At 62.9% G+C, this 15,759-nt stretch carries 14 protein-coding genes; 9 read left to right on the top strand and 5 right to left on the bottom strand.

The genetic code is table 11. The features are described 5' to 3' along the window. Position 1: 1 nt before the first annotated feature. Both LC343_RS19580 and LC343_RS19575 read right to left on the bottom strand, forming a co-directional pair. On the bottom strand, positions 2-757 hold the full coding sequence (locus tag LC343_RS19580; protein WP_223478862.1) for a sulfite exporter TauE/SafE family protein: 756 nt from the start codon (positions 755-757) through the stop codon (positions 2-4). A gap of 2 nt (positions 758-759) precedes the next feature. Beyond that, positions 760-1,758 (bottom strand): complex I NDUFA9 subunit family protein, encoded by a 999-nt coding sequence (locus LC343_RS19575; protein WP_223478861.1) that lies wholly within the window; start codon positions 1,756-1,758, stop codon positions 760-762. A gap of 172 nt (positions 1,759-1,930) precedes the next feature. On the opposite strand from LC343_RS19575, the gene LC343_RS19570 reads away from it, so the two are divergent. The 8 genes from LC343_RS19570 (at position 1,931) to LC343_RS19535 (ending at position 10,093) form a co-directional block, all read left to right on the top strand. Next, a complete protein-coding gene (locus tag LC343_RS19570) occupies positions 1,931-2,932 on the top strand; it encodes a 2-dehydropantoate 2-reductase (RefSeq protein WP_223478860.1) in 1,002 nt (333 codons plus the stop codon). A gap of 242 nt (positions 2,933-3,174) precedes the next feature. After that, entirely contained in the window at positions 3,175-4,773 is a 1,599-nt protein-coding gene (locus LC343_RS19565) for an ABC transporter substrate-binding protein (protein ID WP_223478859.1), read from the top strand. 105 nt (positions 4,774-4,878) lie between these two features. Continuing rightward, positions 4,879-5,883 (top strand): ABC transporter permease subunit, encoded by a 1,005-nt coding sequence (locus tag LC343_RS19560; protein ID WP_223478858.1) that lies wholly within the window; start codon positions 4,879-4,881, stop codon positions 5,881-5,883. 73 nt (positions 5,884-5,956) lie between these two features. Further along, positions 5,957-6,823: an ABC transporter permease subunit gene (locus LC343_RS19555; RefSeq protein ID WP_223478909.1), complete on the top strand. Its 867-nt coding sequence runs from the start codon at positions 5,957-5,959 to the stop codon at positions 6,821-6,823. Between the two features lie 4 nt (positions 6,824-6,827). Then, positions 6,828-7,829 carry an ABC transporter ATP-binding protein gene (locus LC343_RS19550; protein ID WP_223478857.1) on the top strand — a complete coding sequence of 334 codons (1,002 nt, stop codon included), beginning with the start codon at positions 6,828-6,830 and terminating at the stop codon, positions 7,827-7,829. Continuing rightward, entirely contained in the window at positions 7,826-8,839 is a 1,014-nt protein-coding gene (locus LC343_RS19545; RefSeq protein WP_223478856.1) for a dipeptide ABC transporter ATP-binding protein, read from the top strand. Before LC343_RS19550 ends, LC343_RS19545 begins: the two co-directional genes overlap by 4 nt. A 253-nt stretch (positions 8,840-9,092) precedes the next feature. Then, positions 9,093-9,581, top strand: a complete 489-nt coding sequence (locus tag LC343_RS19540; protein WP_223478855.1) for a cytochrome b — start codon at positions 9,093-9,095, stop codon at positions 9,579-9,581. Between the two features lie 233 nt (positions 9,582-9,814). Then, the gene (locus tag LC343_RS19535; RefSeq protein WP_223478854.1) at positions 9,815-10,093 is read left to right on the top strand and encodes a DUF1294 domain-containing protein; all 279 of its coding nucleotides are present in this window, start codon (positions 9,815-9,817) and stop codon (positions 10,091-10,093) included. Positions 10,094-10,204: 111 nt separating this feature from the next. On the opposite strand, the gene gyrB is transcribed toward LC343_RS19535, so the two are convergent. Next, the gene (gyrB, locus tag LC343_RS19530) at positions 10,205-12,661 is read right to left on the bottom strand and encodes a DNA topoisomerase (ATP-hydrolyzing) subunit B (RefSeq protein ID WP_223478853.1); all 2,457 of its coding nucleotides are present in this window, start codon (positions 12,659-12,661) and stop codon (positions 10,205-10,207) included. 237 nt (positions 12,662-12,898) lie between these two features. Next, positions 12,899-14,524, bottom strand: a complete 1,626-nt coding sequence (locus LC343_RS19525) for a long-chain-fatty-acid--CoA ligase (protein ID WP_223478852.1) — start codon at positions 14,522-14,524, stop codon at positions 12,899-12,901. Between the two features lie 145 nt (positions 14,525-14,669). Here LC343_RS19525 and LC343_RS19520 point away from each other — a divergent pair, with 145 nt between their 5' ends. Then, a complete protein-coding gene (locus tag LC343_RS19520; RefSeq protein ID WP_223478851.1) occupies positions 14,670-15,005 on the top strand; it encodes a cupin domain-containing protein in 336 nt (111 codons plus the stop codon). Between the two features lie 43 nt (positions 15,006-15,048). On the opposite strand, the gene LC343_RS19515 is transcribed toward LC343_RS19520, so the two are convergent. Further along, positions 15,049-15,753, bottom strand: coding sequence for a DUF4386 domain-containing protein (locus tag LC343_RS19515; protein ID WP_223478850.1), 705 nt, complete (start codon positions 15,751-15,753; stop codon positions 15,049-15,051). Between the last annotated feature and the right edge of the window lie 6 nt (positions 15,754-15,759).

Genomic DNA, 15,759 nt, shown 5'->3' with positions numbered 1-15,759 from the left:
GTCAGAAGAGGGCGCGACGCAGAAGTTCGACCGCGAGAACGGTCACGCCGATTCGAAACCAGAATCGAAACCGCGCCTCATCCATTGTGTCGAGAAGCCGGGCGCCGATCATCGTTCCCGCATAGCCGGACACGATCATCGCGCAGGCCAGCGGCAGCCACGGTGCAAGACCGAAGCCGAGAATGCCGAATGCCACCACCTTCAGCAGGTGCTGGATCGTCATGGCGACCGCCGCATTGGCGACGACCTGATGGCGGGTTTCGAAGGTCTTTGCCATCAGCGCCGTGATCAGCGGACCGGTCGCGCCGAGAAAAATCGTCAGAGCCGTCGTCACCGCACCGCCGATCGCGAAGACGGGCGGAGATTTTACCAACGGCAATGGCGGCAGTTTCACCCAGGTGATCACGAGAATGAACACCGCGAGGATCGTCTTGAGCAGCGCTTCCGGCAGTTCGGTCACAACGGCGCCGCCAGCCAGCGCACCGATCACGCCACCCGCCGCAAAAGGGAGGATCATCGAAGGAACCGCGAATCGGCGCAAATGATAGGCGCGGCCGAGATTTGAGCCCAGCTGAACCACGCCATGCACCGGGATCAGCGCGGCGACCGGCATGAAGAGGCTCATCAACACGAGCATCATGACGCCGCCACCAAGTCCGAAAACGGCGGATGTCGCTGATGTGAAGATACTGGTGGCAATCAGAATGGCCGCGGCCGAACCGGAAATCGCCTCGGGCAGCAAGTGGACGGTGTCCAAATTCAGGCAGCGCCGCCCGTTTCCGAAGGCGCGGCCGGCTTGGTGAACTGGCCGGTCTCGCGGTAGCGCCAGAGATAAGTCGGCAGGATCGCATCCATCGTCGTCGGGCGAATGCCGATGCCGGCAAACGAGCGTCCCTCGGTCTCCGCTTCGTCAGAGACGACATTGTCGGACTTGAGCAGTTCGACCTGATCGACGGTCAGCAGCGGCTTGGGCAGCATGCCGAAGATGCGCCCCTGGATCCGCGCGAGCCACCACGGGATATCGACGAGGAGCCGCTTGCGCCGGGTGATCTTGAGGATTTCCTGCATGCATTCGCGGAAGGATACGACTTCCGGGCCACCCAATTCGTAGACCTTGCCCCCTTCAAGCGAACCATCGACAGCGCGCACGAAGGCATCGGCGACGTCGCCGACATAGACCGGCTGGAACTTCGTCTCGCCGCCGCCGATCAGCGGCAGGGCCGGCAGGAAACGCGCCAAGTCGGCGAACTTGTTGAAGAAGCCGTCTTCCGGCCCGAACACGATCGACGGACGCATGATGACCGCCTTGTCCCCCAACGCGGAAAGGACAGCGGCCTCGCCGGCGGCCTTGCTGCGGCCGTAGTCGGACGCGCTTTTCGGATCGGCGCCTATGGCCGACATGTGAACGAGCGGAACGCCCGCCTCCGCGCATGCCTCGGCGACGGCGCGCGCGCCGAAATCCTGGACCGCGGCGAAACTCTGCCGTCCGCTTTCAAACAGAATACCGACGAGATTGATGGCCGCGTCCGAGCCCTCCAGCGCACGCTCGATCGACCAGCGATGGCGCAGATTGGCCTGCACGGCAGTAATCTGTCCGACGTCGCCGAGCGGCTGAAGGTGAAGGGCGAGATCCGGACGGCGCACGGCGACGCGCACTCTGTAGCCATTCTTGGCAAGGGCGCGGACCACGTGTCTGCCGACAAACCCGGACCCGCCGAACACCGTCACCACTTTGGGGAGGAAGGTTTTCTCGGTCATGAATTACTCCGGGATCGTACGGTTTGGCCTATGCGTCACCTACCGCTTTCGGCGACGCAGGTGAAGGGAAAAATTGGCGCAGTTGCCGCCTATGCGGGCTTCGGGCCGACGGACTTGACGAAAGCGGGCGTATCGCCACTGTAATCCGGCATGCGCGAACGGAGCCTGGAACATGAAGATCGGGATAATGGGGTCGGGGTCGGTCGGCTGTTATGTCGGCGGCGCGCTGGCGGCCGCCGGTCATATGCCTGTTCTCGTGGGCCGTGCCGCGATGGGCGACCGGCTTGCGGATGGCATCCTGATAACGCGCTATGACGGCACGGAACACTTCGCCGCGAACGGCAGCTTCATCTTTTCGCAGGACGTGTCGGCGCTCGCCGATTGCGACGTCATTCTCGTCTGCGTGAAGAGCATCGCAACACGCAGTGCCGCGGAAACCCTTGCACCGCTCGCCGGGCCCGACGCGTTGATCGTCAGCCTGCAGAACGGCATATCCAATCCCGCCGTGCTGGCCGAGTGCCTTGCGCCCCGCAACGTTCTCGCAGGCATGGTCGGCTTCAACGTGGCCGAAATCGGTACGAACCGGTTTCATTGTGCGACCAGCGGAGAAATCGTGATCGGCGAAGGCGGGGGCGCACAAGCTCTCGTCGAGGCATTCGACACGGCGGGCATCCCGTCGGCGGTATCAGCGGATATCGAATCCGTGCAGTGGGGCAAGCTGCTCTACAATCTCAACAACGCCGTCAACACGCTCTCCGGCATGCCGCTGAAGCGGCAGCTCGCGATCCGCCCCTACCGTTTGGTGATGGCCGCGCTGATCCGGGAAGCGCTGACCGTTTTCAAGGCCGCCGGCATCATTCCGGCGAAGGCGGGCAAGGCGCCGCCCAACCTGCTGGCGCCGATCCTGACCCTGCCGAACTGGCTGTTTCTCCGTGTCGCGCGCGGCATGCTGGATGTCGATGAGAACGCCAAGGCGTCCATGCTTCTCGACCTGGAGCGCGGGCGGCAGCCGGAGATCGACTGGCTGAATGGCGAGATCGCGGCGCTCGGTCGCAAGACAGGCGTTGCGACACCCGCCAACGACCGTATCATCGCTCTCGTCAAGGCGGCGTTTTCCGGCGAAGGGCAACGCGCCTTCACCGGCGAAGAGCTGAAACGCGCCGTATTGGGATAAGATCGCGCGGAGGCCGAGCGCGGGGACCGACGGCGTCCAATCCAACCTTTCGGCACCAGATGCATGAACATGCTCACGCCGAATTTTGATCGATTGGAAAAGAAATCAAAAACGGCGTATTGCAATCGCCCTTCTTTCGGGCTTTGCTCCCCTCTTCCGCATCGGGAGAGATGCAGACTGCCGTTCCGCCAGCCGCGCGGAACCGTCTTCTGAAACGTTAGAGTTTGTAAACGGGAGCAATCATGAAAATCAGGAAACTAACTTCGCTACTCGCTGCGACAATTCTCGCATCGGGTCTGGCATCCGCCGCCAGCGCAAAGACGCTGGTCTATTGTTCCGAAGGTTCGCCGGAGGGTTTCGACACCGCGCTCTACACGGCCGGCACGACCTTCGACGCCTCTTCCAAGCCGGTCTATAGCGGTCTCGTCCAGTTCGAGCCGGGTACGACCAATGTTGTTCCGGACCTCGCTGAAAGCTGGGAAGTCTCCGACGACGGCCTGGAGTTCACCTTCAAGCTGCGTCCGGGCGTCAAGTTTCATACGACGGACTTCTTCACGCCGACGCGCGATATGAACGCCGACGACATCATCTTCACCTTCGAGCGCCAGATGGACGAGGAGAACCCATATTTCTCCTATGTCGAAGGCGCGAGCTGGGAATACTTCAACGCGATGTCGATGCCTGACCTTGTCTCGTCGATCGAGAAGGTCGATGACATGACGGTCAAATTCGTGCTCACCCGGCCGGAAGCGCCGTTCGTCGCGAACCTCGCCATGGACTTCGCCTCGATCGTCTCCAAGGAATATGCCGACAGCCTCATCGAGTCCGACACCAAGTCCGACCTGAACCAGAAGCCCGTCGGCACCGGCCCGTTCCAGTTCGTGGCCTACCAGCCTGACGCGGTCATCCGCTACAAGGCGTTTCCCGACTACTATGCCGGCAAGCAGCCGATCGACGATCTGGTCTTCGCCATCACCACGGACAACGCGGTGCGTCAGCAGAAGCTTCTGGCGGGCGAGTGCCACGTGATGCCGTATCCGAACCCGGCCGACGTGCAGTCGCTGAAGGACAATGAAGACATAACGGTGATGGAGCAGGAAGGCCTGAATGTCGGCTATCTCGCCTACAACACCAAGGTCGCGCCGTTCGACAACGCCAAGGTGCGCAAGGCCCTGAACATGGCCATCAACAAGCAGGCGATCCTGGACACGGTCTTCCAGGGTGCCGGCCAGGCGGCCAAGAATCCGATCCCGCCGACGATGTGGTCCTACAACGACTCCATCGAGGACGATCCGTACGATCCGGATGCGGCAAAGGCGATGCTCGAGGAAGCAGGCGTCACCGACTTGTCGATGAAGGTCTGGGCGATGCCGGTGCAGCGTCCGTACAACCCGAACGCGCGCCGCATGGCCGAGGTGATCCAGGAGGACTTCTCCAAGATCGGCGTCGAGGTCGAGATCGTCTCCTATGAATGGGGCGAGTATCTCGAGCGCTCGAAAGCTGAAGACCGCGACGGCGCGGTGCTTCTCGGCTGGACCGGCGATAACGGCGATCCGGACAACTTCCTCGCCGTGCTGCTCGGCTGCGACGGCGTCGGCGGCGCCAATCGCGCCCAGTGGTGCAATGAGGAGTTCAACGACCTGATCATGAAGGCGAAGACCGGCACCCAGGAAGAGCGCACGGCGCTCTACGAGGAGGCCCAGGTCGTCTTCAAGCGCGAGGCGCCGTGGGCGACCATCGCCCACTCGGTTGTCCACATGCCGATGCGTTCGAACGTCACCGGCTACAAGATGGACCCGCTTGGTGGCCACAACTTCGAAGGCGTCGATCTCGCCGAGTAATTCGAAATCGCGTCGCCCGGCCCCGTGCCGGGCGGCGTTTTCTCGCCGCACCCGGCGAATTCGGCCGGTTGATCGGCCCTTATAAATCAGGCAGAGCCCACCGCCATGCTTCGATTTTTTCTTTATCGGCTTGCGCTGGTGATCCCGACATTCATCGGCGTCTCGATCGTGGCCTTCGCGTTCATCCGGCTGTTGCCGGGCGACCCCATCCTGCTGCTCGCCGGCGAACGGGGCATCACGCCGGAACGCTATGAACAGCTTCAGGCCGTCTACGGTTTCGACCGGCCGGTCATCGTCCAGTATCTCGACTATGTCGCGGGTATTCTGCAGGGCGATCTCGGCACGTCGCTCGTCACGAAACGCCCTGTTCTGCAGGAATTCTTCACGCTGTTTCCGGCGACGCTGGAACTGGCGCTTTGCGCCATCATCCTGGCAGTCGTCATCGGCATCCCCGCCGGTGTCTTCGCCGCCGTCAAACGCGGCTCCTGGTTCGATCAGTCGATCATGGGCGTCGCGCTGACCGGCTATTCGATGCCGATCTTCTGGTGGGGCCTGCTGCTCATCATCTTCTTCTCCGGTTTCCTCGGATGGACTCCGGTTTCCGGGCGCATATCGCTGCTCTTCTTCTTCGAACCGGTGACCGGCTTCATGCTGATCGACAGCCTGCTGTCCGGCCAGGCCGGCGCCTTCAAATCGGCGGTCAGCCATCTGATCCTGCCGACAATCGTGCTGGCGACGATCCCGCTGGCGGTCATCGCGCGGCAGACGCGCTCTGCGATGCTGGAAGTGCTCGGCGAGGACTATGTGCGGACAGCGAAATCCAAGGGGCTGGCCCCGAAACGCATCATTGGCCTGCATGCGCTGCGCAATGCGCTCATTCCCGTCGTCACAACGATCGGCCTGCAAGTCGGCGTCCTCATGACAGGCGCGATCCTGACCGAAACGATCTTCTCTTGGCCGGGCATAGGCAAATGGATGATCGATTCCGTCGGCAAGCGCGACTACGCGGTCGTGCAGGGCGGTCTTCTGCTGATCGCCAGCGTCATCATGATCGTCAATCTCGCCGTGGACGTGCTCTACGGGTTCATCAATCCGCGGATCAGAAGGTAGTCCCGTGACCCATATCGAAGCGCAGAAAACGGAAATCGACGGCCAGCAGGGCCGTCCCGTCAGCGCATGGGCCATGCGCCGGGCCATGCTGTCGGAATTCTGGTATTATTTCAGTCAGAACAAGGGCGCCGTGATCGGCCTTGTCGTCTTCTCGATCATTGTCTTTCTCGCCGTCTTCGCGCCGATCATCGCGCCGCATTCGCCGAGCCTGCAGAACAGGCAAGCGCTCATTCTTCCACCAGCGTGGATGGATGGCGGTTCGTGGTCCTATCCGCTCGGCACCGATGCGGTTGGTCGCGACATCTTCTCACGGCTGATCTTCGGCGCGCGTTTCTCGCTTTTCATCGGCGTCGTGGTGGTGGCGCTGTCGGTCTCCGTCGGCGTGTTTGTCGGGCTTATCGCGGGGTTCTTCCGCGGCTGGATCGACACCGCGATCATGCGCGTCATGGACGTGATCCTTGCCTTCCCGTCCTTGTTGCTGGCGCTGGTCCTCGTCGCGATCCTCGGTCCCGGCCTCACCAATGCCATGATCGCCATCGCGCTGATCCTGCAGCCGCATTTCGTCCGATTGACGCGTGCAGCGGTACTGTCCGAGCGGGAACGCGAATATGTCATTTCGGCGCGCGTGGCCGGCGCGGGCAAGCTCCGTCTGATGTTTGTCACCATCCTGCCGAACTGCCTCGCGCCGCTGATCGTCCAGGGAACGCTCGCCTTCTCCAACGCCATTCTGGATGCCGCCGCGCTCGGCTTTCTCGGCGTGGGTGCGCAGCCGCCGACGCCGGAATGGGGCACGATGCTCGCCGAAGCACGCGAATTCATCCTTCGCGCGTGGTGGGTGGTCACCTTCCCCGGCCTCGCCATCCTGACGACGGTGCTCGCCATCAACCTGATGGGCGACGGCCTGCGCGACGCGCTCGATCCGAAACTCAAGCAGAGCTGACGTCATGGCGCTTCTCGAAATCGAAAACCTGACGGTCAGCTTCAAGACCTCCTCCGGCCCGTTCAAGGCGGTGGACGGGGTGTCGCTGACATGCGATCGGGGCGAGATCCTGTCGATCGTCGGCGAGAGTGGCTCAGGCAAGTCGGTTGCCATGCTGGCGCTGATGGGCCTTTTGCCATGGACCGCGACGGTGACGGCCGACGCGATGCGCTTCGATGGCCGCGACATGCTCCAGCTCGGCGCGAAGGACCGGCGCAAGATCATCGGCAAGGATATCGCCATGATCTTCCAGGAGCCGATGTCGAGCCTCAACCCGTGTTTCACGGTCGGTTTCCAGATCGGCGAGAGCCTGCGTATCCATCTCGGCATGGGCCGGGCCGAGCGGCGCGAGCGCGCCATCGAACTGTTGAACCTCGTCGGCATCCCTGCCCCCGAAAAGCGGCTCAACCAGTTTCCGCACCAGCTCTCCGGCGGCATGAGCCAGCGCGTGATGATCGCCATGGCCCTTGCCTGCGATCCCAAGCTGCTCATCGCCGACGAACCAACCACAGCGCTCGACGTGACCATCCAGGCGCAGATCCTCGACCTGCTGGTCGGCCTGCAGGAGAGCCACGGCATGGGGCTCATCCTGATTACCCACGACATGGGCGTCGTGGCCGAGACGGCCGAGCGGGTGCAGGTGCAATATGCCGGGCAGAAGGTGGAGCAGCAGAACGTGCGTGCGCTGTTCAGCGACCCGCATCATCCCTACACGCAGGCGCTGCTTTCAGCTCTGCCGGAAAGGGCCACGCGGCACGGGCGGCTGCCGTCGATTCCGGGCGTCGTGCCCGGACAGGGCGACCGGCCGGCGGGTTGCCTGTTCTCGCCGCGCTGCCAATACGCAACCGAGCGCTGCACCCGCGAGGCGGTGCGCCAGGATGAGGAGTTCGGCTTCGCTTTGTGCAATTATCCGCTCAAGGACGGCCAGCCGACCGGGTATCCCGAAACCGCGGAGGCGGCCCCATGAACGCGCCCGCGACAGCGAACAAACGCCGCCCGCGCACCGGAGAGATCGTCGTCGAAGCGCAGGATTTGAAGCGCCACTACGATGTCGGAGGCGGGTTTTTCGGTGAGAAGGGTCTCGTGAAGGCGCTTGACGGGGTCTCGTTCAGCCTGGAGGCGGGCCGGACGCTTGCGGTGGTCGGCGAGTCGGGCTGCGGGAAATCGACGCTGGCGCGTCTCGTCACCATGATCGAGGAACCGACCGACGGCCTCCTGAAGATCGACGGCCAGCCGGTGACGCAATCGACCGCCGAATTGCGCCGCAAGATGCAGATCGTCTTCCAGAATCCCTATGGCTCGCTCAATCCGCGCCAGAAGATCGGCGCGATCCTGGAAGAACCGCTGGTGATCAACACGAGCGACAATGCCGCGACACGGCGCGCCAAGGCGATCAACATGATGGAGCGGGTCGGGCTGCGTGCGGAGCATTACGAACGCTATCCGCACATGTTTTCCGGCGGCCAGCGCCAGCGCATCGCGATCGCCCGGGCGCTGATGCTGAACCCGAAGATCCTCGTGCTCGACGAACCGGTTTCGGCGCTCGACGTGTCGATCCAGGCGCAAGTGCTCAACATCCTGATGGATCTGCAGGCCGAACTGGGGCTCGCCTATCTATTCATCAGCCATGATCTCTCCGTCGTGCGTCACCTCGCCGACGAGATCATGGTTATGTATCTCGGCAAGCCGGTCGAGACGGGCCCGTCAGAAGAGGTATTCAATCATCCCCGGCACCCCTACACCGCCGCGCTGTTGTCGGCGACGCCGGTGGCCGACCCGTTTCACGAGAAAAACCGCATCCGGCTGGAGGGCGAATTGCCCTCGCCGCTCGACCCGCCGAAGGGCTGCGCGTTCAATCCGCGCTGCTGGCGCGCCGATGCGACATGCCGTGACCGGCAGCCGGCGCTGATCGACGAGGGCCTGCAAAGCCACGCCTGTTTCCATCCGCTGCCCGTCGAAGGCGGCGCGACGGAATAGCCTAATCTTTTTCCGCGCCGGTGTGCCGTAAACCATTAAGCAGGCCGGGGTCGCGCATGCCGACGGCTTTTTGTCCGCGCGCGGTCATGGGCGCTCCATTTTCCTTCTGCGAGACCAACGAACGTGTCCGCAAACGGCTCGCATTGCGAATTTTCTGTGATGCGGCGCAGCGTCGCATTCATATAGCATGCAATATAAATCGGCTTCGGCTAGGATGGCCCTTGAGGGGTTACACACGCAAATGGAGGCCCGCATGTCCGCGCCCACCGGTTTTTCCGCCACACAGATCCGACTGCACTGGATCGTGTTCATCGTGATCGTCCTGCAATATGTCCTGCACGACAGCATCTCCGAAGCCTGGCACGCAGTCGAACGCGGCCAGGAAATTGCCTTCAATCCACTTGTCGCCAGCCACGTCTTCGGCGGCATCCTCGTGCTCGCGCTTGCGCTCTGGCGCATCGTGCTGCGCCTGAAACGCGGCGCACCGCCACCACCGGAACACGAACCCGCCATCCTGAAACTTGCCGCCGGCGCGACCCATCTCGGGCTCTACGCGTTGCTGATCCTGATGCCGGTCTCCGGCATGGCGGCATGGTTCGGCCGCGTCGAAGCGGCGGCGGAAGGCCACGAGGTGATGCGGATCATCCTTCTCGCGCTTGTCGCGCTGCACGTGCTCGGCGCGCTCTACCAGCGGTTCGTCCTGAAGTCCGACGTGATGACGCGCATGGTGAAGCCCGGCTGACCCGGGATGTGGCTTGTCGCTTGAAATATGGGAATTGGATGCCGGCGTCCTCGCGTTCGACGAGTATTGGCGCCAGGGAATATCCTGTTCATTCACAAGAACACGCCGGGGCAGTTCAAGCACCTCGCCCCGGCGCTTGCCGGCCCGGCACTGAAGGGTCATGGCGCGGCAGTTAACGACGCCGAAGTCATTCCGTCCCATAATCCGACAGGTTCACAACGGACCCGCGACATATGCTGCTTCAGATCCTCCTTACGTTCCTCGCAATGAATATCCTCGCCTTCGCGATGTTCGGATGGGACAAGCGGCAGGCGCGCCGGGGCGGATGGCGCGTGCGAGAGTCGACACTTTTACTAGTCGCGCTTCTGGGCGGAACTCCGGGAGCCTTCGCTGGACGGGCTCTGTTCCGTCACAAGACCCGCAAACAGCCCTTCGTGGCCGCGCTCTATTTCGTCGTCGGCATGCAGGTACTCGGACTGGCCTTTGCCTATTGGCACTTTTTCCTGCGGTAGCGCGAGCGCCTAGCGCATTTCAGATTGCGATAGAATCAAAACGCGCGGCCTCTCGCCTTTGGCTTGAACGCGCATTGCGATTCCGATGTTTCAATCCAAATCCGAATTGCACTAGATATCCAGGTTCGCCACGGACAGCGCGTTGTCCTGGATGAAGTTCTTGCGCGGCTCCACCTCGTCGCCCATCAGCCGGGAGAACAGCGAATCGGCGTCGGTCGCATCGGGAACCTTGACCTGCAAAAGCGAGCGGGCTTCCGGGTCGAGCGTCGTTTCCCACAATTGCTCGGCATCCATTTCGCCGAGGCCCTTGTAGCGCTGGGAGGTGAGACCCTTGCGGCCGAAAGCGAAGACAAGGTCGATCAGAGCGATCGGGCCGGCGATCGTGTCGGCGACCTCCTTGCGGCGCAAGACCGGCGGTTCGGCATAGACCTCGCGTAGTTTCGGGACGAGCGAATTGAGCGCGCGGGCGTCGGCCGAGCCGATCAGGGCGGCGTCGAGGATCATCACCTCCTTCACGCCGCGAACGGTGCGCTCGAACACATAGCCGCCAGTGCCGTCATTCGACGGGTTGACGCGGCCGGTCCAGCCGCGCTCGGTCTCCTCGGAGATCATGTCGAGGCGAACAGCGACTTCCTGCGCGGTGGTTGCGGCGCGGCCCGGATCGGCAAGCACGGCTACGTCCATGGCGCCGGCGATGGTGGCCTGCTCGACGACCGAGCGATCATAGCGCGAATGCAGGCCGGACAGCACGGTTCGCATCTGCAGCGCGGTCGAGATGACGGCGCGCAAATCCTGGCCGGTTCGGACCTCGCCATTGGAGAGTTCCAGCGCGGTGCCGTCGACCGACAGGTCGATGAGGTAATCCTCCATCGCCTGCTCGTTCTTGAGGTACTGGCTCTGCTTGCCGCGCGTCACCTTGTAGAGCGGCGGCTGCGCTATGTAGAGATAGCCGCGCTCGATCAGCTCCGGCATCTGGCGGAAGAAGAAGGTGAGCAGCAGGGTGCGGATATGGGCGCCGTCGACATCGGCGTCCGTCATGATGATGATCTTGTGATAGCGCGCCTTGTCGGCGTCGAACTCGTCCTTGCCGATGCCCGTGCCGAGCGCGGTGATCAGCGTGCCGACCTGGTCGGAGGATAGCATCCGGTCGAAGCGGGCACGCTCGACATTCAGGATCTTGCCGCGCAGCGGCAGGATCGCCTGGTTCTTGCGCGAGCGGCCGCCCTTGGCGGAACCGCCGGCGGAATCACCCTCGACGATGAAGATCTCGGATTTGGCCGGATCCTTTTCCTGGCAGTCGGCGAGCTTGCCGGGCAGCGAGGTGATATCGAGCACGCCCTTGCGGCGCGTCAGCTCGCGCGCCTTGCGGGCGGCTTCGCGGGCTGCGGCGGCCTCGACCACCTTGCCGACCAGGATCTTCGCCTCGGCGGGATGTTCCTCCAGCCATTCGGCCAGATGCTCGTTGACGAGGCTCTCGACCACGGGACGGACCTCCGACGAGACCAGCTTGTCCTTGGTCTGGGAGGAGAATTTCGGATCCGGCACCTTGACCGAGAGGACGCAGGTCAGCCCTTCGCGGGTGTCGTCGCCGGTGAGCGAGACCTTTTCCTTCTTGGTCAGGCCCGATTTCTCGGCATAGCCGGTGACCTGGCGCGTCAGCGCGCCGCGGAAGCCGGCCATGTGAGTGCCGCCGTCACGCTGCGGGATGTTGTTGGTGAAGCAGAGCACGTTCTCGTGGTACGAATCGTTCCACCACAGCGCGACCTCGACGGTGATGCCGTCCTTCTCCCCGGTGATGTGCACCGGCAGCTCGATGAGCGGTTTCTTCGCACGATCGAGATAGCGGACAAACTCGATCAACCCGCCCTCGTAGAACAATTCGGTCTGGCGCTCATCGGCATGGCGGTTGTCAGTGAGCTTGATGCGGACGCCGGAATTCAGGAAGGCGAGCTCGCGCAGGCGGTGCTCCAGCGTTTCGTAGGAGAACTCCACATTGGTGAAGGTTTCCTGCGACGGGGTGAAGGTGACCTCGGTGCCCGTGTAATCGCCCGCATCGCCGGTGACGGCCAGCGGCGCGTCGGCGACCCCGTGGGTGAAGCTCATCTCGTGGAACTTGCCCTTGCGGCCGATCTTCAGCCTCAGCGAGACGGAGAGCGCGTTGACGACCGAGACGCCGACGCCGTGCAGGCCGCCGGAGACCTTGTAGGAATTCTGGTCGAACTTACCGCCTGCGTGAAGCTGGGTCATGATGACCTCGGCTGCAGAGACGCCTTCTTCCGGATGCAAATCGACCGGGATGCCGCGGCCGTTGTCGGTGACGGTCACAGACCCGTCGGCATTGAGGGTGACGGTGACGAGATCGGCATGGCCGGCCAAGGCCTCATCGATGGCGTTGTCCACAACCTCGTAGACCATGTGATGCAGGCCAGACCCGTCATCGGTATCGCCGATATACATGCCGGGGCGCTTGCGCACCGCGTCGAGGCCCTTGAGGACCTTGATCGAGCCGGCGCCGTACTCATTGGATTCGACGACGATTTCTTCAGGAATTTCAGGCGTTTCGCTCATGTGGTCCGGTTCTTTCAAGCGCGCGTCGCGCGAAGCGGGACGATGCCCCGAATCAGACGCGCCGAATACCTGAAACATATAGGGTTTTCAGGGGGAAATGCCAATGTGGCGGCCCGGAAGGAGGCCCGACGCGGAAAGGCTTGCGCCAGCGTCGGCATCATCCAATGCAGGCGTTTCACAGCCCCGCGAAATCACGCGAGCAGGGACATGCCCGCATCGCGATCCGGCGGCCGCATCCTAGCCGGGGAGCTTGTAGCCCTCGAACTGTTCGCGCAGCGCCGTCTTCTTGATCTTGCCGGTCGCGGTGTGGGGGATCTCATCGACGAAGGTGACATCGTCGGGCATCCACCACGAGGCGACCTTGCCTTCCATGAAAGAGAGAATGTCGCTTCCCGATGGCGTGCGGCCTTCGCGGGCGACAACGATCAGGAGCGGACGCTCTCCCCATTTCTCGTGGGGCAGTCCGATGACCGCGGCTTCCGCGACATCAGGATGGCCGACGGCGAGATTTTCCAGGTCGATCGAGGAAATCCACTCTCCGCCCGACTTGATGACATCCTTCGAGCGGTCGGTGATCTGCATGTAGCCGTTCTCGTCGATATGGGCGACATCGCCCGTGTCAAACCAGCCGGCCGCATCGAACTGATCGGCTCCATCGCCGCCGTAATAGGAGGCGGCGACCGCCGGACCGCGCACCTTCAGCCGGCCGAAGGTCTTGCCGTCCCACGGCAGTTCCGCGTCATCGTCATCGGTGATTTTCATTTCGACGCCGAACGGCGCGGCGCCCTGTTTCTGCTTGATGTCGAAGAGATCGTTGCCCGTGAAGGCGGCATATTCCGGCTTCATGGTGCACAAGCTGCCGAGCGGGCTCATCTCGGTCATCCCCCACGCGTGAATGACCTCGACGCCATAGACCTTTTCGAATGCCTCCGTCATGGCGCGCGGGCACGCCGACCCGCCGATGACGACCTTCTCGAGATGCGGCAGCTTGTTGCCCGTCTGCTCGAGATATTGCAGCAGCATCAGCCAGACCGTGGGCACGGCGGCGGTGAAGGTCACCTTTTCGGTGTCGAGAAGCTCGTAGATGGATTCGCCGTCCATCTTGCCGCCGGGCATCACCATCTTGGCGCCGATCATCGGGCCGGACTGGCCAAGCCCCCATGCGTTGGCATGAAACATAGGCACGACGGGCAAGACGACATCCCGTGCGCCAATGCCCATCGCGTCGGGCATGCAGGACATCATGGCGTGCAGCACGTTGGACCGGTGCGAATAGAGCACACCCTTCGGATCGCCGGTTGTGCCCGAAGTGTAGCACATGCCGCAGGCGGCCTTCTCGCCGACATCGGCCCATTCGAAATCGCCATCGGCTTCGGTCAGCCATTCTTCGTAGGCCACGACGTTGGGTAGTGCGGTCTCGGGCATATGGGCGGCATCGGTGAGAACGATGACCTTGCGCAGCGACTCGACAGCCGGCGCGAGCTTTTCGACCAATGGCATGAAGGTCAGGTCGGTGAAGATGGCGCGGTCGGACGCATGGTTCATGATCCACGCGATCTGGTCAGGAAACAGACGCGGATTGAGGGTGTGGTAGACGCCCCCCATGCCCATGATGCCGAACCATGCTTCGAGATGCCGGCCGGTGTTCCAGGCAAGCGTGGCGATCCGGTCTCCGGGCTGGAAGCCCTCGCGGGCGAGCAACTGCGCGACCTTCAGCGATCGTGCGCGCACTTCGCGCCAGGTTGAACGTGTGATCGGGCCCTCGATCGAGCGCGAGACGACCTCCCTATTTGGGTGCTGTCTCGCCGCATAGTCGATGATCTTGTGGCAGACGAGCGGCCACTCCTGCATCAGTCCAAGCATCACGTCTCCTCCCTAAAATCCGCCCAACAGACTGGGACGGAGACGGGCGGATTGTCCAGTACCCGCGTGGCATCAGCGCAAAAACTGTCGCAAGGGAATGTTTACTGCTAGCCTTGTGGAGCATGCGCGCAGAGGAGGACAATCAATGGATCTGCCGGACTTCATCCAGACCCTGGATGCCATCGACCTGCCCATCGGCGAGGAAACGGTCTCCACCAACGCCATCCAGTCGGACAAGGGCCTCATGGTCATCTTCACAATACACCAGGACGTCTCGCTGCCGCCGCATTCGCACAAGGGCCAATGGGGCACAGTGCTGGAAGGTTCGCTGGAACTTACGATCGGCGGCGAAACCCGGACCTATCGGCCGGGCGACAGCTACAACATTCCCTCCGGCGTGGAGCACAGCGCGCGCCTGCCGGCGGGCACGAAGGTTCTCGACCTCTTCGAGGAGCCGTACCGATATCAGCTGAAGCGATGAGACACGGCGTTTTCGCCCTCAGAAGCGCAGCGGCCGGTTTGTTTTATTTGCCGGCGCCGGCTTTCCAGACCCGGGTATCAACACCGCGGATCAGCAGCCAGAGCGCGAAAGCTGTCTCCGCGATCAGCGGCACCACATAGGCAAATTGCAGCGGACCGTGGATTTCCGGCATGACGAAGCGGGCGAAAGAGCCTGCCAGATAGACCGGACCGGCGGCGAAGACGAGACCGCCGAGCCAGCGCGGCAGGAAGCCGGAGCGCCAGATGAGCGTTCCCAAAAGAAGGCAGGCTACACCGAAAAAGACCAGGCCCAGGTCATAGCCATGGGCATGAATGTCGAGGAAGAAGGCAGCAAGCGCCTCGCGATCTCCGGAATCGAAGCCCGGCGCGCCATTGGCGACCAGCAATGCCGCATGCTGGAACAGCAGGCTCGCGCCGATCAAGGCGGCCTGGACCAGCCGGAAGGCCATGGCCATCAGCGACAGAACCTTGCCGGCAGGACCCAACAGCCAGAACAGCAGTACCGCGAGCGCGACATCCGACAGCGCCATCGCCATGTCGGCGGCGAAGGACCGGCGAAAAAGACCGGCGTTGTCGACGAGGTTGGCCGCGGTGGCGGCCGGATCGCCCGGAACGATATTGGGGATGCGAACCGCGACCTCGCTGCCCATGCCGGCCAGGATGATCACGACATAGAGCAGGCCGGCAATTCGCGCGATCCGTCCGGCATCGAATGACTGTTCACGCATGCTCAT

The organism is Oricola indica (assembly GCF_019966595.1).
GTDB lineage: Bacteria > Pseudomonadota > Alphaproteobacteria > Rhizobiales > Rhizobiaceae > Oricola > Oricola indica.
This window is presented reverse-complemented; position numbering and strand designations above follow the sequence as displayed.

What these genes read in the sequence shown, in the direction of transcription:
- LC343_RS19515 (WP_223478850.1), bottom strand. Translation starts at nt 15,753, where the DNA reads ATGCGTGAACAGTCATTCGATGCCGGACGGATCGCGCGAATTGCCGGC.
- LC343_RS19525 (WP_223478852.1), bottom strand. Translation starts at nt 14,524, where the DNA reads ATGCTTGGACTGATGCAGGAGTGGCCGCTCGTCTGCCACAAGATCATC.
- LC343_RS19535 (WP_223478854.1), top strand. Translation starts at nt 9,815, where the DNA reads ATGCTGCTTCAGATCCTCCTTACGTTCCTCGCAATGAATATCCTCGCC.
- gyrB (WP_223478853.1), bottom strand. Translation starts at nt 12,661, where the DNA reads ATGAGCGAAACGCCTGAAATTCCTGAAGAAATCGTCGTCGAATCCAAT.
- LC343_RS19570 (WP_223478860.1), top strand. Translation starts at nt 1,931, where the DNA reads ATGAAGATCGGGATAATGGGGTCGGGGTCGGTCGGCTGTTATGTCGGC.
- LC343_RS19575 (WP_223478861.1), bottom strand. Translation starts at nt 1,758, where the DNA reads ATGACCGAGAAAACCTTCCTCCCCAAAGTGGTGACGGTGTTCGGCGGG.
- LC343_RS19545 (WP_223478856.1), top strand. Translation starts at nt 7,826, where the DNA reads ATGAACGCGCCCGCGACAGCGAACAAACGCCGCCCGCGCACCGGAGAG.
- LC343_RS19555 (WP_223478909.1), top strand. Translation starts at nt 5,957, where the DNA reads ATGCGCCGGGCCATGCTGTCGGAATTCTGGTATTATTTCAGTCAGAAC.
- LC343_RS19540 (WP_223478855.1), top strand. Translation starts at nt 9,093, where the DNA reads ATGTCCGCGCCCACCGGTTTTTCCGCCACACAGATCCGACTGCACTGG.
- LC343_RS19550 (WP_223478857.1), top strand. Translation starts at nt 6,828, where the DNA reads ATGGCGCTTCTCGAAATCGAAAACCTGACGGTCAGCTTCAAGACCTCC.
- LC343_RS19565 (WP_223478859.1), top strand. Translation starts at nt 3,175, where the DNA reads ATGAAAATCAGGAAACTAACTTCGCTACTCGCTGCGACAATTCTCGCA.
- LC343_RS19520 (WP_223478851.1), top strand. Translation starts at nt 14,670, where the DNA reads ATGGATCTGCCGGACTTCATCCAGACCCTGGATGCCATCGACCTGCCC.
- LC343_RS19560 (WP_223478858.1), top strand. Translation starts at nt 4,879, where the DNA reads ATGCTTCGATTTTTTCTTTATCGGCTTGCGCTGGTGATCCCGACATTC.